Below are 22,801 nucleotides of genomic sequence, written 5' to 3'. Positions count from 1 at the left end.
GCCAGTTAGTCCAACAGTGTAACGGTCATATGACCGCCTGCCCCGGCGGTCACATTTGTTTTGTCTTACGTTAGGGAACTGAATCCTCAGGATTTCTTGCGGTCGTCCACCACATTCATCTGCGCAAGGCCGCTGCTGCCCAGATCGACAGACGCGAAGGGGCCGCCATGGCACATCTGCGCCGGATCGGTCGGATCGGCCTCGGGCGCTTCCGCCAAAACCTTTTCGGCGAACTCTTCGGCGTTGTCCTTCGGACGATAGCCAAGGAAAGACGCATTGGCGTTATCCACCGGGCAGCGGTCGTTGTTGGACACGCCGTAAGCGACGGTGAAGCCGACTGTTGGCGTATCGATGGCCCGTGTGACCAGTTGGATCAGATCGTCATAGGACAGCCACGTGCCCAGGGCGCGCGGGTTGTTCACCTGTGCCGCCGACAAGATCCGCAGATGGACGGATTCGAGCCCGCGTTTTTCCCAATACATGCGGCCCAGATCCTCGGTAAAGCACTTGGCCAGACCGTAGAACCCATCGGGCCGGTGCGCGACATCGGTGCCGATAAACTCGCGCCGGGGATACATGCCGACCGCGTGGATCGAACTGGCATAGACGATCCGCCGCACCCCGTGCCGGTAACCCGCCTCCCAGATGTTATAGGACCCGACGAAATTCGGCCCCCACAATTGTTCAAACGGGGCTTCGTCCACGATGGCACCGAAATGCACCACCATATCCGCGCCTTCCAACAGCGGTTTGATTTCGTCCATCTGGGCGAGATCCGCTTGCACGAAGGTCTCGCCCTCATACAGCGTGCCGATATCATCGACGATATCAGTGGACAGCAGCGTGTCGCACATCTTTGACAGCGGCTCCCGCAGGTAGGAGCCAAGGCGTCCGGCAGCACCGGTCAGAACGATCTTTTTCATATGACGGCCTTTTCTAGATAGGGTTCGTTGCGGATGATCCGGTCATAAGCGAACGGACTCAAGTCAAGGGTTTGGAACGCGCCGTGGATCAGCCATTCGGCCATGGCGCGCCCCATCGCAGGGGACTGTTGCAGCCCGTGGCCCGAGAACCCGTTGAGGAACAGGAAATTCTCCACCTCCGGATGTGGGCCAAGAACCGCGTTCTGATCCAAGGTGTTATAAGCGTAATGCCCGGCCCATTCGGTCACGATCTTCAGCGCATCGAATTGGGGAATCCGGGTCGCAATCGTCGGCCAGACGTGATCCTGCCAGCGGTTGTGATCCATCGCGAAGTCTGTCGGATCAACTGCCGGGTCCGGGTCGGCGGGGCAGCCCGCAAGGTACGTTTTCGGGCCATCTTGCCGGAAATGCACACCCGAAGGGTCAATCGTCAGCGGCAAGTCCCGATCCAGCGGCTTTTCGGCGCTGAAAATCCATGTGAAACGCTTGCGCGGTTCCACCGGCACATCCAGCCCGGCCATCTTCGCGGTAACGGCCGCGCGCGGACCGCTGGCATTGACAACTTTACCGCAGGACACGGTATCGCCGGAGGCCAGTGTCACATCGGTGATGCGCCCGCCCTGCCGTGTCATGCCGGTCACTTCGCCCTGCACATATTCGACGCCGCGCTCGCGTGCCAATCGGCGGAACCATTCAAACACGATCCCCCCATCCCAATAGCCTTCGTCCTTGCGATTGATCGACCCAAGAACGATCCCGTCAAGATCATAGAACGGATAGCGTTCGGCGATTTCATCGGGCGTCAGAAGTTCCGTTTCCGCGCCGCACGCGCGTTGCACCGCCTGATTGGCGCGCAGCGTATCTGCAAACTGTGCATTATCCGCCAGATAGAGATAGCCGTAATTCTGGATGCCCAGTTCCGGCACTTTGTCGTCTTTCATGTAGTCACGCAGATTTTTCACGAACTGCGCGCCGAACTGAGAAATCCGGATATTCAGTTCTGACGAAAACTGCTGGCGGATGCAGGAATTTGTGTGTGCCGTGGAACAGGCGGTGTAACTGGGGTCGCGTTCGACGACGAGGATCGAACCGTCGAAGCCCAGTTCTTTCAGCCACCACGCTGTCGACGATCCCATGATTGCCCCGCCGACGATTACAACGTCATAGGAGGTCCGGGCGGGTGTTGTGGGGAATACTGCCATCAGATGTCCTCTCCGCTGGCCGCGCGTTCCAGGATCGCGGCAATGTCGTCTTCTGTCAGGCCGTAGTCACGGGCCGCAGCTTCTGCTGTGATGTAGCCAAGCGCAAGATCGCGCCGCACCAATTCGGGATCGCGCGATGCCGCGTCACCGTAGCCAGCGCCACCGGGGAAGGCCATGTGCACCTGCACGCCCGGCGGCACGAATTGTCGCCCCTTGCCGCGCATCGCCACGCCGTCGGAGCGGACGATACGTGTCGCGCCGCCTGCCCCGCCGCCCGCACGCCCCAATGCCGGGTGATCCACGCGGTCCAGCATGGCGGACATGTCGAATTCATATCCTTCGGCTGCGCCCACATCCATATATTGACCAAGCCCGCCCCGGAATTGACCCGCCCCACCGGAATCCGGGCGCAGTTCCTTGCGCCAGACGATCACCGGGCCGACCTGTTCGGTCGCCTCGACGGGCATGGTCATGACACCCGATGGAAAGGCGGTCGCGCTCATCCCGTCCAATGTCGGACGCGCACCGGAACCGCCTGAGTTAAATGTCAGCACTTCGGCGCGCCGCGCGTTCTCTGGCGAGGGCATATCCGTACGCGGGCGTAGGGAAAGCTGGAAATTGCACAAGCACCCCGCCCCTTCCGCCGGAACGATACCGGGCAGCAATTTGTCAAGCGCGGAATAGACTGTATCGGGCACCATGTGACCGATCACATGCCGCAACGCCACGGGTGCCGGGGGCAGCGCATTGACGATGGTGTTCTCTGGCGCAGTGACCTCGAAGGGGGTCAAGGATGCGGCATTATTGGGAATTTCAGGCGCGATAGCGCATTTCAAAGCATAACAAGCATACGCCTTCGTATAGACAAGCGGGACATTTATGCCTTTCTTGTCTACACCGCTGGTCCCATCCCAATCACAGATGATCCGATCCTTTTCAATACGTACCCGTACGCAAAGATCGATGGGGTTGGAATATCCGTCGATCCGCATATGCCCGTCAGCTTCACCCGCTTGCAGGGCATTGATCCGCTCCAACGTGGCGGCGCGCGAATTGCTCAGGATGAAGTCAGAGACCGCGCCAAGGTCGGCCAAACCGAACTCCTGCATCATATCAATCAGGCGGCGATGGCCAATCTCGTTACAGGTCGCGAGGGCGTAGATGTCGCCGACCAGTCGATCCGGCTCGCGCACATTTCCGCGAATGATCTTGAGCAAGGTCTGATCGACCTCGCCGCGCTCGGCGAATTTCATGATGGGCAGGTACAGGCCTTCCTCATGCACGTCATTCGCGTCTGCGCCAAAACCGCGCCCGCCGATATCGGTCACATGTGCGGTACAGGCAAAGAACCCGATCAACCGGCCATCCATGAAGGCCGGAGTAACGACCGTGATGTCATGCTTGTGGCCGGTCCCTTCCCAAGGATCATTGGTCAGATAGACGTCGCCCTCATACATGGACGGCCGTCCGATCCTTCGGATGAAATGCCCCACGGCATCGGCCATCGCGTTCACATGACCCGGCGTTCCCGTCACCGCCTGCGCAAGCATCTCGCCCTGATCGTTGTAAACACCAGCGGACAGATCCCCTGCTTCCCGAACTGATGTTGAAAAGGCCGTGCGAACAAGGGCTTGGGCCTGTTCTTCAACCACGGAGATCAGGCGGTTCCACATGACTTGAAATGCGACTTGGCTGGTCATTCCGCCTCTCCCGCTGCGATCATATCCAAGGTGCCATCGCTTTGTGCCAGAACGTAGCGGCTGGCCGGCACCACAACCGTCGTTTCCGCTTCCGTCACCACGGCTGGCCCGGCGACCCACTGGCCTGCGGGCAGCGCGGCGCGGTCCACTTCCGCGGCTTGCGTCGGTTTGCCCAGCCCCGGATCGAACAGCCTTCGTCTGTGCTGTGGCTGCATTTCTTCTGCACGGACAAGCGGCGTTGCCCGGTCTGTTTTTTCAGCGCGGGTATAGGCGTTGACCGACCAGACCGTGATTTCCACGGCCATGCCCGTCACCGGACGACCAAAGAGCTTGGCATAAGCCGCATCAAACAGTGCCTGAAACGTGTCCGCGTCGGGGGCTGCGGCCTGCTCTGGCGTCAACTGCACCGGGATTTCCCAGCCCTGCCCTGCATAGCGCATGTATACCTTGTGATCGCTGTCGATCTGCGCTTCGGCATCGCAGGACCGTACAAAGCGCGTGGCTTCCTGCTCCATCTCGCTGAACAGGGTTTTGACCATATCCGGGTCGAAATGACTAAGGCGCATGAACACGGAACGGTTCGCTTCGAAGCTGAAAGGCGCGCGCAGGAAGCCGATGGCCGATCCGACACCCGCCCCCTGCGGCACAAGGCAGCGCGAAATCCCAAGTTTTTCGCAAAGCCGCCCGGCATGAAGCGGGGCCGCCCCGCCAAAGGCGATCATGGTGTATTCGGACAGGTCTTCGCCATTCTCAACCGCGTGTACCCGCGCCGCATTCGCCATGTTTTCATCCACGACTTCGGCCACGCCCCATGCTGCCTCATCCGCGTCCATGTTCAGGCGTTCCCCAATCTCTGACTCCAGCGCGCTGCGTGATTTGTCCGGAAACAGCGCGATCGAGCCGCCTGCGAAATTCTCGGGGTCGAGCTTGCCCAAAAGCAGGTCCGCATCCGTCACCGCCGGGCGCGTGCCGCCGCGACCATAGCTGGCCGGGCCCGGTTCCGATCCCGCGCTTTCCGGGCCAACACGGATTTGGTTCATCGCGTCCACATGCGCCAGCGACCCGCCACCGGCACCGATTTCGACCATATCGATCACGGGGATGGAGATCGGCATCCCCGACCCTTTCTTGAACCGATAGCTGCGCGCCACCTCAAAGACCCGCGCCGTTTTCGGGCTTTGATCCTTGATCAGGCAGATCTTGGCCGTAGTGCCCCCCATGTCGAAGCTCAACACCTTGTCCAAACCGTAGCGCGTGGCGATGTCAGCGGCGAAAATCGCGCCGCCCGCCGGGCCGGACTCCACAAGCCGCACCGGGAATTCCGCCGCGCTTTCCAGCGACATGATCCCGCCGCCCGAATGCATCAGGAAGACAGGGCAATCCGCGCCCTCGGCCGCAAGGCGATCCTTGAGCCGCCCCAGATAAGAGGCCATGAGCGGCTTGATATAGGCGTTCGCGATGGTGGTGTTGAAGCGCTCATATTCGCGCATCTGCGGCGAGACTTCCGATGACAGCGACACCGCCGCCTGCGGCATCCTTTCGGCCAGAACCTCGGCGATCAGGCGTTCATGCGCGTCATTGGCATAGGCGTGCAGCAACCCGACCGCGACGCTTTCATACCCGGCGTGTGCAAGCTCATCGACAAGCGTTTCGACCTCGGCCCGGTCCAACGGGATCAGAACCTTTCCAGCCGCGTCCATCCGTTCGCGCAGAACATAGCGGCGGTTGCGCGCCAGCAGCGGCGCTGGCAGCACGAGGTTCAGATCGTATTGTTCGAACCGGCTTTCAGTGCGCATCTCGATCACGTCACGGAAGCCTTCGGTCGTGATCAGCGCCGTTTTTGCCCCGCGCCGTTCGATCAGCGCGTTGGTCGCAAGGGTCGTGCCGTGGATGATCTGGGCGATGCTGTCCGGGGCAATCGAGGCCTTGGCACAAACCTGCCGCATCCCGTCGACAATCGCATCTTCAGGCGCGCCATAGGTCGTCAATACCTTGGTCGAAAACCGGCCCGCCGCCGTTTCCAGAACCACATCAGTGAATGTGCCGCCGATATCGACGCCAAGACGGGTTTGAGACGCTGCCATGAAAGTTCCTCGACACGAATTGAATCACGTCAGCCTAGCGCGGGGTTCTGGATATGCTCAAACTATTATATTGGATCGGAAGGATAGATTTTATTTATCCAGTGCGCGTGCCGTGGCGCTGGCGATCTGGGCGGCCTGCACCACATAGGATGGCGCGGTCTCCGCATCATAGCGCGCCCAGAATTCCAGCGATTCCGGCACCCAGACATAGTCCAACTCATCCAACAGCCCCGCGCGCAGCGGCTCTTCCGCCATGACAGCGGGCAGGCAGGCCACCCCCTGCCCGTCCTGCGCCATGCTGAGGCACGCACTGATATTGGTCGAGGACACGAAGCGCACCGGACTGTCTGACACCGACAAAAAATGCTCATTCAATTGCTCATAGGGCTGCGTGCCCTTGGCATGGGTCAGGATTGGCCTTTGGGCGATCTCTCCTGCTGTGACGCGCCGCCCCGACAGGCCCAGCTTTGGCGCAGCCAGCCAGATCATGCGAAACCGGCCAAGGTCATAATTTCCGGTCGTCTGCCGCGCGAATGGGCCGTTTTGGAGCGCAACGTCCAATTCACGCCGGGCCAGCGCCGCTGAAAGATTTGCGGAAAGATCAATCGTCAAGGCCACGTCGATGCCGGGGAACCGTTCGCGGAAAGCATCCAGAAAACGGCCCAGCCATGCGGCGACCACCATTTCCGTGGCGCCCAATCGCAGCACGCCCTCGAACAGATTGTCGTCACCCGCCGCCTGCATCATGCCATCGACCGCGCGCAGAACCGTGCGCGCCCGCGCCACCAAAGCGCGCCCCACAGGCGTCAGCCGCACCGAACCGGCGTCGCGATCCATCAGCTTTCGGCCCAATTGCGTCTCAAGCCCGCTGATCCGGGCAGAGATATTGGGCTGCGTCGTGTTCAACCGTTCCGCCGCGCGCCGGAAAGAGCCAAGATCGGCCACCTGAACAAGAGCCTCGATCTGTTTCAGCGTGATCTGCGCCATCGGAATTCCTTAACCCATATGGTCAGTAAGGCAGCCCGACATAGTTCTGCGCCATCGCGGCCTGCGCCGCCCTATTGGACCGCAGGAATTCCAGCTCGGCAATCTGCATCCGGCTGTCGAACTCGGACTGTTCCGGAAAACGATGCAGCAGCGACGACATCCACCATGAGAACCGCGAGACCTTCCAGATCCGGGCCAGCGCCGTCTGGGCATAGGCGTCAATCCTGGCAGTGGACCCGCCCTTGTAAAAATCGCACAGCGCTTCGAACAGGTAATGCACGTCGGAGGCGGCGGAATTCAGCCCCTTCGCCCCGGTTGGCGGCACAATATGCGCCGCGTCCCCGCACAGAAACAGGCGGTGCCAGCGCATCGTCTCACACACAAAGGACCGCAACGGGGCGATGGATTTTTCGATCGACGGCCCCGTCACCAGATTGCCCACCTGATCTGCGGGCAGACGCCGCTTCAGCTCGGCCCAGAATTGCGCGTCTGACCAATCTTCCGGCGAGTCATACATCGACACCTGAATGTAATATCGGCTCAGGTTGTCATTGCGCATGGAACACAGGGCAAATCCGCTTGGCGAATTGGCATAGATCAATTCGTCATTCACGGGCGGCGTCTCGCTGAGGATGCCAAGCCAGCCGAATGGATAGACTTTCTCGAACTCCTTGCGATCCTTGGTGGGAATGGTCTTGCGGCTGACCCCGTGAAAGCCATCGCACCCGGCGACGAAGTCACAGTCAATGCGGCGATCATCGCCATGCACGCGGTAGGTGACATAGGGCGCGTCCGTGTCCAGATCATGCAGCTCGACATCCTCGACCTCGAACTCAATCGCGCCGCCCGCCGCCTCACGCGCGGCATACAGGTCCGCCGTGACCTCGGTCTGGCCGTAGACGACGACGGGCCTTCCGGCATGTTCGGTGAAATCGACGCGAAACATCTCCTGCCCGTAGGAAATCAGCGTCCCGTCATGGACGAAACCTTCCGCATGAAGCCGGTCCGCACAGCCCGCTTGCTCCATCAGGTCGACAAGGCCTTGCTCAAGCACGCCTGCACGGATGCGGGACAGGACATATTGCTTGGTCTTGCGCTCCAGCACGATGCTGTCGATGCCGCGCGTGTGCAAAAGCTGTGACAGCAGCAAACCGGATGGACCGCCCCCGATGATGCAAACCTGTGTTTTCATGTGCCCCCTCCCGCAGAGTCGCCCGACATTAGAGTGCTGCCAAGGCCAGAGACAAGCATCGGCACGCCCAGAACGGGCCCGCCGTTCACGCCCCGGCCCTTGGCCTGCGTTCATTCGCGGCCAGCCCGCACAGCACGATCACGCCCGCGCCAAGCAGTTCGGTCAGCGTCACGGTTTCCGAGAACAGGACGTAACCGGCGAACAGGGCAAACAGGATGCGCGCATAAGGGAACGGGGCCAGCGCCGACACCTCTCCAAAGCGGTAGGCTTCGACAGTCAGCAACATACCAAACGTGGCCAACGCCCCGGCGAGGGCCAGAATGCCAAGATCCGGGGCGCTCAGCGCCGACCAGCCCAAAGCCGCCGCCGGCGCAGTGCCGATGGTGGCCACCAAGCCGATCCAGAACATGATCGTCGCCGTCCGCTCCGTGCGGGCCAGCACGCGGTTCTGAAAGATCAGAATCGCAGCCGTGAAGGACGAGGCCAGCCCGATCATGATCCCCGGCTCGAATGCCAGGGTGAACGCGCCACTGGCAAGGATCACCCCCGCAAACCCGATCAGCGTGGTCAGTCCGCGCATCCATCCAAGCCGCTCCCCCAGAACGAAAGGGGCCATGGCGACGACGAAAAGCGATGTGGTGAAGGTCAGGGTGGAGGCCACCGCGAGGTCGAGCATCTGGAAGCTCGCATAGTAAAGCCACCAGCACACAAGGCTGGTCAACCCGCGCACAACAAGCATCGGCCAGCGCGAAGAGCCATAGTGCAATCGCTTGCTGGTCCCGATCCAAAGCGCGACCAGCACAAGCTGGGACAGAGACCGGAAAAAGATGATCTGGCTGAAGGGCACATCGGGGCTGAGAAAGCGCAGCACGGTCACGTCCAGAGTAAAGACAGCCGCCGCCGCGACCAGCAGAACCGCCCCGCGATGGTTGTTGATCTGTGCCGCCGCGCTCATTCCGGGCGATAGGGCACGAAATCTGCGGGATCGCGTGCTGCCACCTTGCGCAGGATGCAGACCCAGGCCGCCAATCCGTCCGCAATGCTGCTGCGCCGGAAAAACTCGTTCGGGGCATGGAAATTTTCGTCGGAAAGCGCGAAGGAAAACATGACCGTATCCAGCCCAAGGATGCGTTTCACCATTTCCGTCAGGGGCAGCGTCGCCCCGATGCGAACCTTGCGCGGCGTGGTGCCTGTGGTCTGCGCCAGTGCGTCGCTTGCCGCACATAGCAGCGGATGGCCGCCGGGCACTGCATAGGCCCCGCAGGCCCCGCGCTCCCCCGTGATCTCAAGCGTCGCGCCTTCGGGCAGCAGCGCCTCAAGATGCGCGATCACCGCGTCCTGCACATGCTGCGGATCTTGCCCCGGAACAAGCCGCATCGTCAGCTTGGCGAAAGCCTCGTTCGGGATCACCGTTTTCGATCCCGCCCCGGTATAACCGCCCCACATGCCGTTCACATCCAGCGTAGGCCGCAGCCATAACCGTTCCAGCGTGTTGAACCCCGCCTCGCCATGGGCGGCGCCGCCGATGGGACCAAGCATGGAGTTCTCATCAAAGGGGATGCCGGAAATCTCCTCCCGCTCTGCCGTGCTGGGATCGGTGACGCCATCGTAGAAACCCGGCGCGGCGATCCGGCCCGATGCGTCATGCAGGCTGGCGATCAGCCGCGACATTTCATGCAGCGCATTGCGCACGATGCCGCCATAGCGCCCGGAATGCAGATCCTGCCCCGCCGTTTGCAGACGGATTTCAAAGCCCGCATTGCCGCGCGACCCGACATTAAGCGCCACGAGATCCGGCAACCACCGCGCGCCATCCGCAGACAAAACCGCATCGGCCTTCAAGAGCGCCCGGTGTTCTTCCAATATGCCGGGAAGCGAGGGCGATCCGGTTTCTTCCTCCCCCTCGATCAGCAGCTTTATGTTCACCGGCAGCGCGCCTTCGACCGCGATAAAGGCGGACAGTGCCTCAAGCGCGATCAGCATCGGCCCCTTGTCGTCGGAAATCCCGCGCCCAAACAGCCGCCCGTCCCGTTCCGTCACGGTGAAGGGCGGCGTCTGCCATTTATCCAGCGGGTCGGCCGGTTGCACATCGTAATGGGCATAGACCAGCAGCGTCGGCTTGCCCGGCGCATCCAGACGTTCGGCATAGATCGCGGGCTGCCCGCTGTGATCCCCCGGTTGCAGGCGTTGCCGGTTCCGGAACCCCGCCATGTCCAGACGCGCTTCGATCTGGCTGCGGGCGTCCTCCATCCCCTGCGCCATCGCGGGATCCGCCCCGACTGAGGGGCAGGCCACAAGCTTGATCAGCGCATCCACCAGCGCGGCCTCATGCGCGAGGGCATGGGAAAGAACGGGATCGGTCATGAACGCTCCGGGTCAGGTTATTCCGCCATCGACGCTGAGTATCTGCGCGCTGATCCACCCGGCCTCGTCCGAGGTCAGGAAACTGGCAGCGGCGGCAATGTCGTCGGCTGTGCCAAGGCGGCGGGTATGGATGCGGCTGACAAGCTGCGCCTGCCCTTCGGGGCCATAGGCCGCCCATTGCCGTTCGGTGGCGGGATTGGACAGGATGAAGCCGGGCGCGATGGAATTCACGGTGATGCCATGCGGACCCAGCTCAAGGCTCAACTGTTTGGTCAGGCCGACCAGCGCGTGTTTGGCGGCGGTATAGGCATGAATACCCGTAAGACTGGGCCGCAAGCCCGCCCCCGAGCTGATGGTCACGATCCGGCCCCAGCCGCTGCGCTTCATCGCGGGCACCAACGCCTGCGACAGATAAAGCGTGGCATCGACATTGGCGGCGAAAATCTCGTGCCACCTGGTTGGATCGACCTCTTCCAGCGGGGTGCCGACCTGCCCGCGCACGCCGCCCGCGGCATTGACCAGAATATCCGGGTCGCCATGATCGGCCCGCAGCCGCGCGGCCATCTCCTGCACCTGGTCTGGCGCGCCCAGATCGGCTGCGACATGGGGCAAGCCCAGCCTTTGGCTTCGGTCGGTCAGCGCCTCGCCCGGCAGATCGCACAACACCACCTGCGCACCATCCGCTGCAAGCCGCTTTGCGATGGCTGCACCGATGCCGCCGACGGCCCCGGTGACAAGCGCGATGCGGGCGCTCATTGGATCACCTTCGTCAATTCGTGGAAAGTGTCCGCCGACATGGGTCTGCGACCGTCTTCGATATCGTGGATCAAGGCGACAAGCCGTGTCAGCAGCGGAGTCTCCAGCCCATGCGCCGCTGCGATCTCGGTAATCGTACCGACCTGCGGATCAACCTCGGTCTTGCGCTTGCGCACGGCCAGGTCGCGGTAAATGCCCGTATGGGTCTTGGCCGTCTTGGCGTTGAACGCCGCCAGATCCGCGATGCTTTTCAACGCCGCCTCTTCAGGCGCGCCGGGCATGAAGGCCGAGGGCTCGAACCCGTTGAAGGGTTTGGGGTCCACCCCTTCGGCAGCGGCGGTGCGCATCACTTCACGCGCCAGCCCGGCAAAGGCGGCGCTGCGCGCGGGATCGGCGAAATTCGCGGTCATACTGTCTTCGGTGAGGGCGGTCGCGAAAAGCATCGCGCCATAGCCCAGCTTGCCCCAAAGATAGGCCCAGATATCGTCGGTGAGGATCGCGTCCGGTTCGAACACCTGCAAAAGCTGGTGCATCTCGCGGGTGCGGTCCCGCGTACTGCCGTCGATTTCACCGACCACGACAGCGCCGCGATTGCCGAAAAGAATGCGGCCTGGTTCGATCCAGTCCGCACCGTAATTCACGAAAGCACCCATCGTCCGCTCCGGCCCGGCCAAAGCGGCGATAACCCGTTCATTCAAGCCATTCTGCGCCGACAGGATGAAGCCGTCCTCGGCCAAGTGCGGCAGCAACGCCTGCACCGCAGCCTCTGTTGCCTGCGCTTTGACCGCCAGAACGACACGGCTGTAGGTGCCGACCAGTTCATCGGGAGTGACGCAATCGACGACCTGCGTGAACTGCTCCACCGGGCCTTCGATACGCAAGCCTTCCGATCGGCAGGCGGTGACATGCTCCGGCACGATATCGACCATTCGAACAGGGTGGCCGGCCCGCGCCCAATACGCACCAAGAATACCGCCGATTGCGCCAGCGCCCCAGATCAACACCTCGTCCTGCATCACGCGGCGCCCTGCGCGGGCCACGGACCTTCCAGCGCCTCGCGCACCTCGGCCACGCCGATATCCCAAAGGGCCTGCATCTCGTCATCGGGGCGCTGCCACGGGCCGCCAAACGCGCCATCCTCCAGCAAATCCCGCACCGCATCCGGGGCGGATGCCTTCATCAAGGCCATATCGACCACCGGCTTTTCGCCTTCGGGGGCTGGCGCATGGGCGAGCCGGGTCCAAGGAAAGTTCTCCATCCAGTTCGCATGAGACGCCGTGGTATCAAGCGATTGCGCCTTGGCCCATGTTTTGGGCGCGTTCCACCAATTGTGAAACTTGATGGATGTGTCGTTGTATTCGGTCATCAATTCCTGCGCGAGCGCACCCACCGGGTTGTTGCCGCCATGGCCGTTCACGATCAGGATTTGCCGAAACCCAGATCGGCGCAGGGAGGCGACCACATCACGCACCACTGCCAAAAGCGTTTCGACCCGCAGGCAAATCGTGCCGGGAAAGGCGTTGAAATACGGGGCCAAGCCATAGGGCATGACCGGAAAGACCGGCACGCCAAGCGGGTCCGCTGCATCTGCCGCGACCTTTTCGGCCAGAATCAGATCGACGCATAGCGAAAGCTGCGCGTGCTGCTCTGTCGAGCCAATCGGCAGAATGCACCGCGGGTCGCGTGCTGCGGCGGCCTCGACATCGCGCCAATTCATGTCCGCTACTTTCATCGGCTTACCCTTCTTCGTTTTCGTTGATGGCTTCGAAGGGCAGTTCATCTGCCCAGCTATGTGCTTCGCGGACCACCTTGGACATCAGTTCGAACAGCATCTGGCGCTCGCCCTCGGACAGCGCCTTGAGCATGCGCTTTTCCTGCGCCTCGAAGGTCGGGCGGGTTTCGTGGATCAGCGCCCAGCCCTTGTCGGACAGGTACAAAGCCTGCGTCCGCCGCCCACCCGGCGCCTTGCTGCGCGGTTTGATCAGCCCCAGCTTTTCAAGCTGCGTGATCGCGCGGCTCAATGTGTTTTTCGGAAACCCCGAGGTCCGCGAGACATCCCGCGCGCTGCCACCATCGGCCAGCGCCAGCGAATAAAGCACGACATATTCTGGCCGTTTCAGCCCGTATTCGTCACTGATCCAGCCATAAAGCGGCGTGTTGTAGAGCAGAGCAAGGTAGTTGATCCGAAAGGTAAACGGGCACGGATTATCCCAAAGCTTCGCTTCAAGCATGTCAGGCGGATCCGCACTATTCGAGGCGTTCAATTTTTCATCACCTGTAGTCCGAGACGCCAACATTTGCCGTGTATCTCCATAGCCCGCAAGGTTCGAGTTCCAAATAGAACTTGACTGATAGTTTATCTCTGCACATTCTGAAAAAGCAAGTTCCAAATGGAACACATGCAAAAACGCAAAGAAACGGACGGGGCTTGCTGCCTCTTCTACCGAACAGGAAGGGAAGATGATGAAATACCATAAATTCCTAACGCCCTTAGCCCTTGCCGTCAGCCTTGGCGCGGCAAACGTGGCGGCGGCGCAGCAGCTTACGATGGGCGTGCGCGGCGGGCCCGAATCCATGGACCCGCATTTTTCGGCTCTTGGCTCGCACGCGGAGGCGGCAAAGCATATTTTCGACACGCTGGTTTGGTCCGGCGATGACCTTCAGATCGAACCCGGCCTTGCGACAAGCTGGAGCCCGGTGGACGAGGACACCTGGGAATTCAAGCTGCGCGAAGGCGTGAAATTCCACGACGGATCGGATTTCGACGCAGAGGATGTGAAGTTCTCGATCGAGCGTATCCCGGTCGTGTCCGGCCCCACCACCACAACCATCTATGTGCGGCGCGTGGCCGATGTCGAAATCATCGACCCGCTGACGATCCACATCCATACCGATGGGCAGGCGGCAACGCTTCCCAATGACTTCATCCGGCTGTTCATCGTCTCTTCCGAGGCGGCAGCCGATTATTCGACGCCCGAAACGGCTGCGCAGGGCTTCAACAGCGGCGCGGCCACAATCGGGACCGGCCCCTACAAGTTCGTTAGCTGGGAGCCGAAAGGCGATCTGGTACTGGAACGGAACGACGATTACTGGCGCGGCAAAGGCGCGTGGGAAACCGTTGTGCGCAAGGAAATCCCCAATGACAGCTCCCGCCTTGCGGCGCTGAAAGCGGGACAGGTCGACGTGATCAACTATGTCTCCTCGGTCGATTACCTCGCCCTGCAGAACGATTCCTCTGTCGATGCGGTGATCGGCGACTCGGTCTATGTGATGAACCTCCAGCTTGATCAGCGCGAAGACACGCCTCTGGTGCGGGCGATCGACGGGTCGGATCTGGATGAAAACCCGCTGCGCGATCAAAAGGTCCGCGACGCGATTGACTATGCCATCGACCGCGAAACGATGGTCGATATCGTTCTGGAAGGGCTGGGCAAACCGGCAAATCAGATGATGCCCCCGGGCTTCTTCGGCTCTTCCGAAGATATCCCGATGCCCGAATACAATCCCGCGAAAGCCAAGGAACTGCTGGCCGATGCGGGCTATCCGGACGGGTTCGAGGTTGACCTCTATTGCACCGCCGACCGCCTGCCGGGCGATGGCGCGATCTGTCAGGGTCTGGGGCAAATGCTGACCCAGGTAGGGATCAAGACCAATGTCAACGCGATCTCCAAAACCGTCTACTTCCCTGCTCAGGCGCGGTTGGAATATTCCATGTTCATGAACGGCTGGGGCACGCTGACGGGCGAAGCGTCTTATACCCTTGGCGGTCTGGCACATTCCAACGACCCCGACGTCAAACTGGGTGCCTTCAACCGGATTGCCTACAAGAACGCGGAAGTCGACAAGCTGCTGCAAACCGGCGCAACCATGATGGACCCCGACGAACGCCGCGCGACCTATGAGGCCGCGATGGAGAAAGTCATGGCGGACAAGGCCTATATCTCTCTGGTCCAGTTGCAGACCGTCTGGGGCGCCAAAGCCGGTATGCTGGAATTCACCCCGCGCTTTGACGAAGACACGCTCGCCTTCTTCATCAAACCCGCGTCGTGATCTGCGCCACACCACACTTGTTCCGGGCGGCCATGCCGTCGCCCGGACACCCCTGAAAGACACGAGGACAGGCAGTGCTGGGCTTTATCATCCAACGGTTCATGCAGGCAGTTGTGGTTATGGCCGTCATGTCCGTGATCGTGTTCTGCGGCGTCTATGCCATCGGTAACCCGATCGACATCGTGATCCCGCCCGAAGCGACCGAGGAAATCCGGCTGAACACGATCCGCCGCCTTGGCCTCGATCGGCCCCTGTATGAGCAGTATTTCATCTTTATCGGCAATTTGCTGCAAGGCGATCTGGGACGCTCGTTCGTCTATAACGTACCGGTTCTGGAACTGATCGGCGGGCGTCTTCCCGCCACGCTGGAACTGGTGCTGATCTCTGTCATCTCTGCCACCGTGATCGGCGTGAGCCTTGGCATCTATGCGGGCTACCGCCCCGATAGCTGGCTGTCCAAGACGATCATGGCGGTGTCGGTGCTTGGCTTTTCCGTGCCGTCGTTTTGGGTCGGTCTGATCCTGATCCTGACCTTCGCCGTCAATCTTGGCTGGATGCCCGCAGGCGGGCGCGGCGACACGGTCGAAATCCTCGGGATCGAATGGTCCTTCCTGACCGCGGACGGGCTGTCCCATATCGTGCTGCCGGCGGTCAATCTTGCCCTGTTCAAACTGGCCATGATGATCCGGCTCGCGCGTGCCGGCACGCGCGAGATCATGCTGACCGATACCATCAAATTCGCCCGCGCTGCGGGCTTGTCGGAGGCCACGATCTTGCGCCGTCACCTGCTGAAACTCATTTCGATCCCGATCATCACGGTGTTCGGGCTGGAACTTGGATCGACCCTCGCCTTCGCGGTCGTCACCGAAACCATCTTTTCGTGGCCCGGGGTCGGCAAGCTGATCATCGACAGTATCAGCGTTCTGGACCGCCCGGTAATGGTGGCCTACCTGATCCTTGTCGCCTTCCTGTTCGTCACCATCAACTTCGTGATCGATCTGGTCTTTGCCCTGATCGACCCGCGCATCCGCCACGGGGCATCGGCATGAGCGATCAAAGCACTCCCCTGCGCCGCTTCTGGGCCGAATTTCGCGAAAACAAGGTCGCGGTCGTTGCGCTTGTCGTGATGGTGTTGATGGGGCTTTTGGCGCTTTTCGCCTCGGTCGTGTCACCGCAAAACCCCTATGATCTGGCCAACCTGTCGCTGATGGATAGCCGTCGCCCACCGGGGTTTGTCGGCTCTGGCGGCTATACACATCTGCTGGGCACTGACCCGCAGGGGCGCGACCTGCTTTCCGCGATTTTCTATGGGCTGCGAATCTCAATCCAGATCGGTCTGGCCGCCGGGTTCGTATCGCTAACCATCGGCACGTTTCTGGGCATTCTGGCCGCCTATCTTGGAGGCCGGATCGAAACGCTGATCATGCGGATGGTCGATTTGCAGCTGTCCTTCCCGGCGATCCTGCTGGCGCTGGTCATCGTGGCAATGCTGGGACAAGGCAAGGCGCAGCTGATCGGCGCCCTCGTTGCCGCGCAATACGCCTATTTCGCGCGCACGGCCTATGGCGCGGCAAAGGCCGAACGCGGCAAGGACTATATAGAAGCCGCCGTCGCCACGCCGCTGTCCACCCGGCTGGTGATGCTGCGCCACCTGCTGCCCAATTGCACCCCGCCGCTGATCGTTGTGGCGACCGTGCAAATCGCCAACTCCATCTCGCTGGAGGCGACGCTCAGCTTTCTCGGTCTGGGCCTTCCCGTGACAGAGCCATCCCTTGGCATGCTGATTTCCAACGGCTTCCCCTACATGATGAGCGGACGCTACTGGATTTCCGTCTATCCCGGTGTCGCGCTGATCATCCTGATCGTGGCGATCAACATCGTGGGCGATCAGGTGCGTGACCAATTCAACCCGAGGCTGCGTCGATGACCGATCCAGTGCTAAGCGTCCGCGACCTGCGCACCCATTTCTTCACCCGGGCCGGTGTGGTCAAAGCGGTCGATGGCGTCTCCTTCGATCTGGCCGCGGGGGAAATCCTTGGCCTTGTCGGAGAAAGCGGGTCCGGCAAAACCGTCACCGGCTTTTCCATTCTGGGCCTGATCGACGCGCCGGGGCGGATCGTCGAGGGCTCCGTCATGCTCAATGGCACCGAACTGACCAGCCTGCCCGAAGCGCAACTGCGCGCGCGCCGGGGCCGCGATATCTCCATGGTCTTTCAGGATCCGATTGCAACGCTCAATCCCATGCTGACCATCGGACAGCAGATGAGACTTGCGATCAACGCCCACGAAAAACTGGGGCGGCGCGCGGCAGAGGCACGCGCGGCAGAGCTTTTGACACAGGTTGGCATCCCTTCTGCCGAGGCGCGTCTGCGATCCTATCCGCATGAATTTTCGGGCGGGATGCGCCAGCGGGTCGCCATCGCGATTGCACTGTTGCACCGCCCGTCGGTGATCGTCGCGGATGAACCGACAACCGCGTTGGATGTATCCATTCAGGCGCAGATTCTCTATCAGATGCGCGATCTGGCCGCGCAAACCGGCACCGCGCTGATCTGGATCAGCCACGATCTTGCCGTGGTCTCCAGCCTCGCCACCAGACTTGCGGTCATGTATGCGGGCCGCATTGTCGAACAAGGCCCAACAGCGACCCTGCTGCGCGACCCGCGCCACCCCTATACCGCGGGGCTGATCGCCTCGCTGCCTGCCACGTCCAAGCCGGGCGAGCCCTTGGCACAAATCCCTGGCACCACGCCATCGCTGCTGTCTCTTCCCCCCGGCTGCCCCTTTGCCCCCCGCTGCGCGCGCCAGACACCGGCCTGCACCGAAGAACCCGCCCTGACAATCGAAGCGGATCGCGGCTGGCGCTGTTTCCACCCGGTCGGGCAAATGCACGAGGAACCCGCATGACCGCCTTTGTCAAAATCGATGGGGTCAGCCGTGTTTTCGGGCCGAACCTGACAACCGGTGAAAAGATCGCGGCGAAACTGGGCGCGCGGGTCGAAACACGCTCCGTCCATGCGGTGTCCGATGTGTCGCTTGAGGTGCGCAAGGGCGAAACCCTTGGTCTGGTGGGCGAATCCGGCTGCGGCAAGTCCACGCTGGGCCGTCTGATCGCCGGTATTCTGCCACCCAGTTCGGGCCGGGTGACCATCGACGGCGTGCCGGTCATGACGCATGGGGTCAAGGCGACGACCCGTGTCCAGACGGTGTTCCAAGACCCTTTTGCCAGCCTCGATCCGCGGATGAAGGTTGGGGACACGGTCGCCGAAGGCCCGATCACCCACGGGCTGACGACGCGCGCCGATGCGGCATCCTATGTGGCGGAATGGTTCCGGAAGGTCGGTCTGGACCCGGTCTGGGCGGACAGGTATCCGCACCAGTTCTCCGGCGGCCAGCGCCAGCGGATCGCGATTGCACGCGCATTGGCGATGAAGCCCGATGTGCTGATCTGCGATGAGCCGGTTGCCTCGCTCGACGTGTCGATTCAGGCGCAGATCATCAATCTCTTTCTTGAACTCACGCGCGATCTGAACCTGACCACCGTGTTCATCAGCCACGATCTGTCCGTGGTGCGGCATGTCAGCGACCGTGTGGCGGTCATGTATCTGGGCCGGATCGTCGAACTCGGCCCTGTGGCTGAGGTGTTCGGAACGCCCGCGCACCCCTATACCGATGCGCTGATCGGCTCTGTGCCCAAGCTGGTTCTGGATGGCGATGAACTGGTCCGGTTCGAGACGATCAAGGGCGAGGTGCCATCGCCCCTGTCACCGCCAGCCGGGTGCTTTTTCCACCCCCGCTGCGCGCTTGCGACGCCCGAATGCAGCCGCGACATGCCGTTGATGCGCCCCGTCGCCGGACGCGCGGAAGCAGACACGCGCGCGGTGGCGTGCCACCACTCGGAACAGCTTGTTCCCGGTTGATCCCCTGCGCGCTGTGACCGCAGGCCTACCCCTGTGCGGGCCAAGTGCCGAATGGTTGCTTTTCAAGCTGCATGGTTCCGTCCTCCCCCCGGAAGATATTGATCCATACCCGCCAATTGGCGTCATCGACCTCCGGGTAGTCCAGCCTGTAATGACTGCACCTGCTTTCCGTGCGAAAGAGCGAGGCGCGTAGCTTCATCTCTGCCGACAGGATCATGTTGCGCGTTTCCCATGCGAGGCGCAGTTCATGCAGATTGGCCGCGCGCAGCATCGGCGCATGGTGGTCGCGCAGCTCCTCGATATAGGCAAGCGCCGCCTGCATCATGGAGGCTTTCTTTACGTAAAGCACGAAATTCGGGATCATCACGCCCTGCAATGTCTGCGTGACCCAAGCCGGGCCATAGCCCGCCTCACGCCGGAGCGGGGCAAGAATCTGGTCCCTGATCTGCGCCAGTCGCGCGTCTGGAATGACCGATGCGGCGCGGCCCGACGCATAGTCTGCCGCCGCCTCTCCGGCGATGGCGCCTTGCACTGCCGACCCCGCCAGGGATGAGCCGATTTGCGTATAAATGCCGCCGGACATATGGCTGCCCAGCGCGTCGCCCGCCGCGTATAGGCCGGGGACCGTCGACGCGCAGCGGTCATTGATCGGCACGAGCCCCTCGGATTTATGGACCGCCATTCCTGCGGAGGCCCCGCCGACATTTGCGCCCGCCCCGAACCCCGGTGGCGGTCCGCCCGGTGCGCCGCCTTCGCCCGCGCCGGGAGGCGGCCCGTCACCGCCCGGCGGGCTATCAAAGTTGCGTTGGAACTCCTCTGGCACAAAAGGGCCACCCGCAACCGGAGTTTCGGCCTGCGGGGCACCGGGCCCACCGGACACCGGGTTGCCCAGCGCATAGGCGCGGTAGTTCATATCAACGCCCAGATCGTGATGCACATCGACTCCGTTGGTCGATGGCACCCGTTCGAACATATCCCCCCACCCATCGAAGGTTGCCGCGGGATGATCCACCCGCGTGGAATGCCCGTCATTCCATTCCTTTCCGGTGATCTTCGCCCCGATCCGATAGGCCATGACGCTGCCATCATGGGTCAGGTCGCCCAGCGGGAAGCCATTGGGTTTGAACCCGCCTGCCCCGGTACACAGGATCACGGATTTCGCCCGGATCGTGATGGTTTCCTCGGCATCCAGCCGAAAGCCTGCCGCCCCTGCGATCCGGCCATCCTCCTTGATCAGATGGGTGATCGTGACACGCTCCAATAGCGGAATGTCCCGGTCTTCGATGGGCCGCATGAACGGGCGGTGCGCCAGCGTCTGGTCGAAATAGCCCCAGCTTTGCAATTCGGCGGCCCGGTCGCGCGAATGTTCAGCCACTTGCCGCGTATAGACCGGGTTGTTGGTCCCCAGCGCAGAGCGCGAGACCGTATCGACGAAATCATCGATGCTGCCGCTTTCCGTCTTTGGGTCAAAGACGAAAAACCCCTTGCCGAACGGCGTCAGACCCGACGCGCCCAGCCGCCCCTTTGAGACGATCATCACCGCCGCACCCTCGTCATGGGCCTTTACCGCCGCGAACAGCCCGGCCATGCCGCCACCGATCACAAGCACGTCTGTGGCATGATCGGTATTGGTGAAACTCTCCGCGTCGATCTCGGCCGCGTTTTGCGCCCAGCCCGCAGCCCCAATGGCGGCAAGCCCTGCACTCGCCCCGGACAGGGCAATGAAATCGCGGCGGGTCGGGGCGGCGTTGTCCTCATGCGTGGTCATGACGCGGCTCCTTTCTGAACAGGATTTGGCGCAGTAGGCCGCGATGGCGCGCCCCAATACAGCTTTGCCAACATCGCAAAACCAATCAGCGCCAACACGATGAACAAGGCGGACATGCGCGGGTCGGTATGGCGCCCTAAGGCAATCGCATGCCACAGCGCCAGCAGGGTGAAGGCCGTCGCCAAGCCGCCATGCGTATAGCGCCACCCCCGATAATGGGTCGCAAGGCGTTTGATGATGGGCTTGCGGAAATAGGCGGTCAGGACGAGCACCAAAAGCAGCACCCAAGCCACAAGCCCCAGGACGAGGCCAAGATTATCCAGCGTGGTGATCATCGTGACGAACGCATCCCAGGGCCGCACCCCGCCTTCCAGCGCACGCGGAAGAACGATCAGCGCCGGATGGAGCAAGATCACCGTCACCGCCGTATAGGCGATGTATTTGTGGACCTTCTGTATCTGCGGCGGTTTGAACACGCTCAGCAGCCAGGTATTGCTTCGCGCCATGAAAAACTGCCCCAGCATCGCCGCAAAGGCGATCAGGGTCGCGAGCGAAATCGCCTCTTTCAACAGCGACCGCCGGGGCGCGTCACCCAAGGCGTAAAAGCTCAGCGGCAGGCCGACAAAGATGACAATCGCGGCAAGGATTGTGGCGCGTTGAATGGTGAGTTTCATGATCGCTACCCCCAAGGCACGACAACGGGAATGGACTTTTCGGGCGACATCTCGATGGCGTCGACCGGGCAATACATCCGGCACAGGTGGCAAATCTGGCAATCGGCAGGATAGGTGATGACAGCCTTGCCATGATCCATCCGGATCACGTCGCATGGGCAGGATTTCACACATTCGCCGCAGCCGATGCAGCCGTTGATACTTTTGATCGTCATGGTTTGCGTCTCATGCCTTGCTGCTATTCGGGCGCGGCGTCCCATTCGATGACAAAGCCACGGGCATAGCCCATCGGCATGCCCATGTTTTCGTACTGCGCGACGCCGGCGAAGTAGTCGCCCCATGTGGGGACGGGCTGGTTCAACTCACCGAACCCCATGATGTTCTGCCGGCCACGCCCATTGGGCTGATCGTTCGGACGCGGGTCGCGGTCGATCACCCCGTCATCCAGATTGACCGCCCAATTGGTGTACGCCCACGGCTCGCCACTCAGCCACACCCAGCCCTCATCGGACACGTCGGACCCGTCCACCTTGGTCCCGCCAAGAAACGGGCCGATCATGATGTTGTAATGCGGGTCGGGCGTGTAATCGGTTGGAAATTCCCAAAAGAAGTCCGTGTCATCGACCATGGCGAACACGAAGGCGTTTTCTTCGGCGCTGGAGATCGACGCGAGATAGCCGCCAGCGGACTGGGCCAACACGGCGGCCTGCACCCAACTGACATTCTCGGTCGGGACTTTGACGGCCTGATAGAAATGGGTGCCACCTTCGGGCCGGGTGAACGCTGTCACCGGGCCGCGTTCCACCGTGATATCTGCAGGCAACGTATCGAAGCTGTCGAAGATCGAATAATTCACCTCGAAACTGGCAGGGCCAATCGTCACCGTCTGCGTTGACCCCACCGGCGGCGGCGTCCCGATGTCGGCGGTTTGGGCATTGGCCCCCGCTCCCAAGAGTAAAAGGATCGCGAGACCGCACCGTGTTCTGCGCATTTGGCTCTCCTGCAAGGCGATGAATCGTCTGTTTCACGAAAGCTGCCGCTGTCCGGCGAACCGGCGCGGCGGCGATTGCGTGGCCAATATGCAAAGGACAGGCCGTCCCGAATTGCGTTTGGTCAATTCGCGGATCGTCCGCTATTTTCGCAAGCGCATCCGCCACCATGAGCCAATCTGATTGGGGTCA

General features: G+C 61.8%; 21 protein-coding genes. 5 read left to right on the top strand and 16 right to left on the bottom strand.

What is annotated here, in order from left to right; translation table 11 throughout:
• Window positions 1-86 precede the first annotated feature (86 nt).
• The 12 genes from E4Z66_RS08330 to E4Z66_RS08275 all read right to left on the bottom strand — a co-directional run bounded on the left by E4Z66_RS08330 (window position 87) and on the right by E4Z66_RS08275 (window position 13,439).
• A complete protein-coding gene (locus tag E4Z66_RS08330; protein ID WP_136462537.1) occupies window positions 87-923 on the bottom strand; it encodes an NAD-dependent epimerase/dehydratase family protein in 837 nt (278 codons plus the stop codon).
• Window positions 920-2,125, bottom strand: a complete 1,206-nt coding sequence (locus E4Z66_RS08325; protein WP_136462536.1) for an NAD(P)/FAD-dependent oxidoreductase — start codon at window positions 2,123-2,125, stop codon at window positions 920-922. The genes E4Z66_RS08330 and E4Z66_RS08325 overlap by 4 nt, the downstream gene beginning before the upstream one ends.
• Complete coding sequence (locus E4Z66_RS08320; protein ID WP_136462535.1) at window positions 2,125-3,825, bottom strand: hydantoinase B/oxoprolinase family protein; 1,701 nt, start codon at window positions 3,823-3,825, stop codon at window positions 2,125-2,127. Before E4Z66_RS08320 ends, E4Z66_RS08325 begins: the two co-directional genes overlap by 1 nt.
• On the bottom strand, window positions 3,822-5,909 hold the full coding sequence (locus E4Z66_RS08315; protein ID WP_136462534.1) for a hydantoinase/oxoprolinase family protein: 2,088 nt from the start codon (window positions 5,907-5,909) through the stop codon (window positions 3,822-3,824). Before E4Z66_RS08315 ends, E4Z66_RS08320 begins: the two co-directional genes overlap by 4 nt.
• A 90-nt stretch (window positions 5,910-5,999) precedes the next feature.
• On the bottom strand, window positions 6,000-6,896 hold the full coding sequence (locus E4Z66_RS08310; RefSeq protein ID WP_136462533.1) for a LysR family transcriptional regulator: 897 nt from the start codon (window positions 6,894-6,896) through the stop codon (window positions 6,000-6,002).
• A 22-nt stretch (window positions 6,897-6,918) separates the two neighbouring features.
• Window positions 6,919-8,088 carry a 4-hydroxybenzoate 3-monooxygenase gene (gene pobA / locus E4Z66_RS08305; RefSeq protein WP_136462532.1) on the bottom strand — a complete coding sequence of 390 codons (1,170 nt, stop codon included), beginning with the start codon at window positions 8,086-8,088 and terminating at the stop codon, window positions 6,919-6,921.
• 85 nt (window positions 8,089-8,173) lie between these two features.
• Window positions 8,174-9,043, bottom strand: a complete 870-nt coding sequence (locus E4Z66_RS08300; protein ID WP_136462531.1) for a DMT family transporter — start codon at window positions 9,041-9,043, stop codon at window positions 8,174-8,176.
• Complete coding sequence (locus E4Z66_RS08295; protein WP_136462530.1) at window positions 9,040-10,452, bottom strand: M20/M25/M40 family metallo-hydrolase; 1,413 nt, start codon at window positions 10,450-10,452, stop codon at window positions 9,040-9,042. Before E4Z66_RS08295 ends, E4Z66_RS08300 begins: the two co-directional genes overlap by 4 nt.
• A 12-nt stretch (window positions 10,453-10,464) precedes the next feature.
• Window positions 10,465-11,208, bottom strand: a complete 744-nt coding sequence (locus E4Z66_RS08290; protein WP_136462529.1) for an SDR family NAD(P)-dependent oxidoreductase — start codon at window positions 11,206-11,208, stop codon at window positions 10,465-10,467.
• Window positions 11,205-12,248, bottom strand: coding sequence for a ketopantoate reductase family protein (locus E4Z66_RS08285; RefSeq protein WP_246035933.1), 1,044 nt, complete (start codon window positions 12,246-12,248; stop codon window positions 11,205-11,207). The genes E4Z66_RS08290 and E4Z66_RS08285 overlap by 4 nt, the downstream gene beginning before the upstream one ends.
• Window positions 12,224-12,940, bottom strand: coding sequence for a creatininase family protein (locus E4Z66_RS08280; RefSeq protein WP_136462528.1), 717 nt, complete (start codon window positions 12,938-12,940; stop codon window positions 12,224-12,226). The genes E4Z66_RS08285 and E4Z66_RS08280 overlap by 25 nt, the downstream gene beginning before the upstream one ends.
• Before the next feature lie 4 nt (window positions 12,941-12,944).
• Complete coding sequence (locus E4Z66_RS08275; protein WP_246035932.1) at window positions 12,945-13,439, bottom strand: MarR family winged helix-turn-helix transcriptional regulator; 495 nt, start codon at window positions 13,437-13,439, stop codon at window positions 12,945-12,947.
• Between the two features lie 229 nt (window positions 13,440-13,668).
• Here E4Z66_RS08275 and E4Z66_RS08270 point away from each other — a divergent pair, with 229 nt between their 5' ends.
• The 5 genes from E4Z66_RS08270 to E4Z66_RS08250 all read left to right on the top strand — a co-directional run bounded on the left by E4Z66_RS08270 (window position 13,669) and on the right by E4Z66_RS08250 (window position 19,178).
• A complete protein-coding gene (locus E4Z66_RS08270) occupies window positions 13,669-15,258 on the top strand; it encodes an ABC transporter substrate-binding protein (protein ID WP_246035931.1) in 1,590 nt (529 codons plus the stop codon).
• Between the two features lie 74 nt (window positions 15,259-15,332).
• Complete coding sequence (locus E4Z66_RS08265) at window positions 15,333-16,307, top strand: ABC transporter permease (RefSeq protein ID WP_136462525.1); 975 nt, start codon at window positions 15,333-15,335, stop codon at window positions 16,305-16,307.
• A complete protein-coding gene (locus tag E4Z66_RS08260) occupies window positions 16,304-17,185 on the top strand; it encodes an ABC transporter permease (protein ID WP_136462524.1) in 882 nt (293 codons plus the stop codon). Before E4Z66_RS08265 ends, E4Z66_RS08260 begins: the two co-directional genes overlap by 4 nt.
• Window positions 17,182-18,165 (top strand): ABC transporter ATP-binding protein, encoded by a 984-nt coding sequence (locus E4Z66_RS08255; protein WP_136462523.1) that lies wholly within the window; start codon window positions 17,182-17,184, stop codon window positions 18,163-18,165. The genes E4Z66_RS08260 and E4Z66_RS08255 overlap by 4 nt, the downstream gene beginning before the upstream one ends.
• Window positions 18,162-19,178, top strand: coding sequence for an ABC transporter ATP-binding protein (locus E4Z66_RS08250; protein ID WP_136462522.1), 1,017 nt, complete (start codon window positions 18,162-18,164; stop codon window positions 19,176-19,178). The genes E4Z66_RS08255 and E4Z66_RS08250 overlap by 4 nt, the downstream gene beginning before the upstream one ends.
• Before the next feature lie 25 nt (window positions 19,179-19,203).
• Here E4Z66_RS08250 and E4Z66_RS08245 read toward each other — a convergent pair whose 3' ends face one another.
• Genes E4Z66_RS08245 through E4Z66_RS08230 form a run of 4 tightly spaced genes read right to left on the bottom strand, consistent with a single transcriptional unit; the run spans window position 19,204 to window position 22,521 of the window.
• A complete protein-coding gene (locus tag E4Z66_RS08245) occupies window positions 19,204-20,946 on the bottom strand; it encodes an FAD-dependent oxidoreductase (protein WP_136462521.1) in 1,743 nt (580 codons plus the stop codon).
• The gene (locus E4Z66_RS08240; RefSeq protein ID WP_136462520.1) at window positions 20,943-21,620 is read right to left on the bottom strand and encodes a ferric reductase-like transmembrane domain-containing protein; all 678 of its coding nucleotides are present in this window, start codon (window positions 21,618-21,620) and stop codon (window positions 20,943-20,945) included. Before E4Z66_RS08240 ends, E4Z66_RS08245 begins: the two co-directional genes overlap by 4 nt.
• A gap of 5 nt (window positions 21,621-21,625) precedes the next feature.
• Entirely contained in the window at window positions 21,626-21,835 is a 210-nt protein-coding gene (locus E4Z66_RS08235) for a 4Fe-4S dicluster domain-containing protein (protein WP_136462519.1), read from the bottom strand.
• Between the two features lie 23 nt (window positions 21,836-21,858).
• Window positions 21,859-22,521, bottom strand: coding sequence for a C-type lectin-like domain-containing protein (locus E4Z66_RS08230; protein ID WP_136462518.1), 663 nt, complete (start codon window positions 22,519-22,521; stop codon window positions 21,859-21,861).
• Window positions 22,522-22,801: the final 280 nt, after the last annotated feature.

Origin of the sequence: Aliishimia ponticola, assembly GCF_004803475.1 — a bacterium.
Classification (GTDB): domain Bacteria; phylum Pseudomonadota; class Alphaproteobacteria; order Rhodobacterales; family Rhodobacteraceae; genus Aliishimia; species Aliishimia ponticola.
This window is presented reverse-complemented; position numbering and strand designations above follow the sequence as displayed.

Excerpts from the sequence above, each read along its gene's own strand:
- E4Z66_RS08330 (WP_136462537.1), bottom strand. The coding sequence starts at position 923 with ATGAAAAAGATCGTTCTGACCGGTGCTGCCGGACGCCTTGGCTCCTAC.
- E4Z66_RS08325 (WP_136462536.1), bottom strand. The coding sequence starts at position 2,125 with ATGGCAGTATTCCCCACAACACCCGCCCGGACCTCCTATGACGTTGTA.
- E4Z66_RS08320 (WP_136462535.1), bottom strand. The coding sequence starts at position 3,825 with ATGACCAGCCAAGTCGCATTTCAAGTCATGTGGAACCGCCTGATCTCC.
- E4Z66_RS08315 (WP_136462534.1), bottom strand. The coding sequence starts at position 5,909 with ATGGCAGCGTCTCAAACCCGTCTTGGCGTCGATATCGGCGGCACATTC.
- E4Z66_RS08310 (WP_136462533.1), bottom strand. The coding sequence starts at position 6,896 with ATGGCGCAGATCACGCTGAAACAGATCGAGGCTCTTGTTCAGGTGGCC.
- pobA (WP_136462532.1), bottom strand. The coding sequence starts at position 8,088 with ATGAAAACACAGGTTTGCATCATCGGGGGCGGTCCATCCGGTTTGCTG.
- E4Z66_RS08300 (WP_136462531.1), bottom strand. The coding sequence starts at position 9,043 with ATGAGCGCGGCGGCACAGATCAACAACCATCGCGGGGCGGTTCTGCTG.
- E4Z66_RS08295 (WP_136462530.1), bottom strand. The coding sequence starts at position 10,452 with ATGACCGATCCCGTTCTTTCCCATGCCCTCGCGCATGAGGCCGCGCTG.
- E4Z66_RS08290 (WP_136462529.1), bottom strand. The coding sequence starts at position 11,208 with ATGAGCGCCCGCATCGCGCTTGTCACCGGGGCCGTCGGCGGCATCGGT.
- E4Z66_RS08280 (WP_136462528.1), bottom strand. The coding sequence starts at position 12,940 with ATGAAAGTAGCGGACATGAATTGGCGCGATGTCGAGGCCGCCGCAGCA.
- E4Z66_RS08275 (WP_246035932.1), bottom strand. The coding sequence starts at position 13,439 with ATGCTTGAAGCGAAGCTTTGGGATAATCCGTGCCCGTTTACCTTTCGG.
- E4Z66_RS08270 (WP_246035931.1), top strand. The coding sequence starts at position 13,669 with ATGATGAAATACCATAAATTCCTAACGCCCTTAGCCCTTGCCGTCAGC.
- E4Z66_RS08260 (WP_136462524.1), top strand. The coding sequence starts at position 16,304 with ATGAGCGATCAAAGCACTCCCCTGCGCCGCTTCTGGGCCGAATTTCGC.
- E4Z66_RS08255 (WP_136462523.1), top strand. The coding sequence starts at position 17,182 with ATGACCGATCCAGTGCTAAGCGTCCGCGACCTGCGCACCCATTTCTTC.
- E4Z66_RS08250 (WP_136462522.1), top strand. The coding sequence starts at position 18,162 with ATGACCGCCTTTGTCAAAATCGATGGGGTCAGCCGTGTTTTCGGGCCG.
- E4Z66_RS08245 (WP_136462521.1), bottom strand. The coding sequence starts at position 20,946 with ATGACCACGCATGAGGACAACGCCGCCCCGACCCGCCGCGATTTCATT.
- E4Z66_RS08240 (WP_136462520.1), bottom strand. The coding sequence starts at position 21,620 with ATGAAACTCACCATTCAACGCGCCACAATCCTTGCCGCGATTGTCATC.
- E4Z66_RS08235 (WP_136462519.1), bottom strand. The coding sequence starts at position 21,835 with ATGACGATCAAAAGTATCAACGGCTGCATCGGCTGCGGCGAATGTGTG.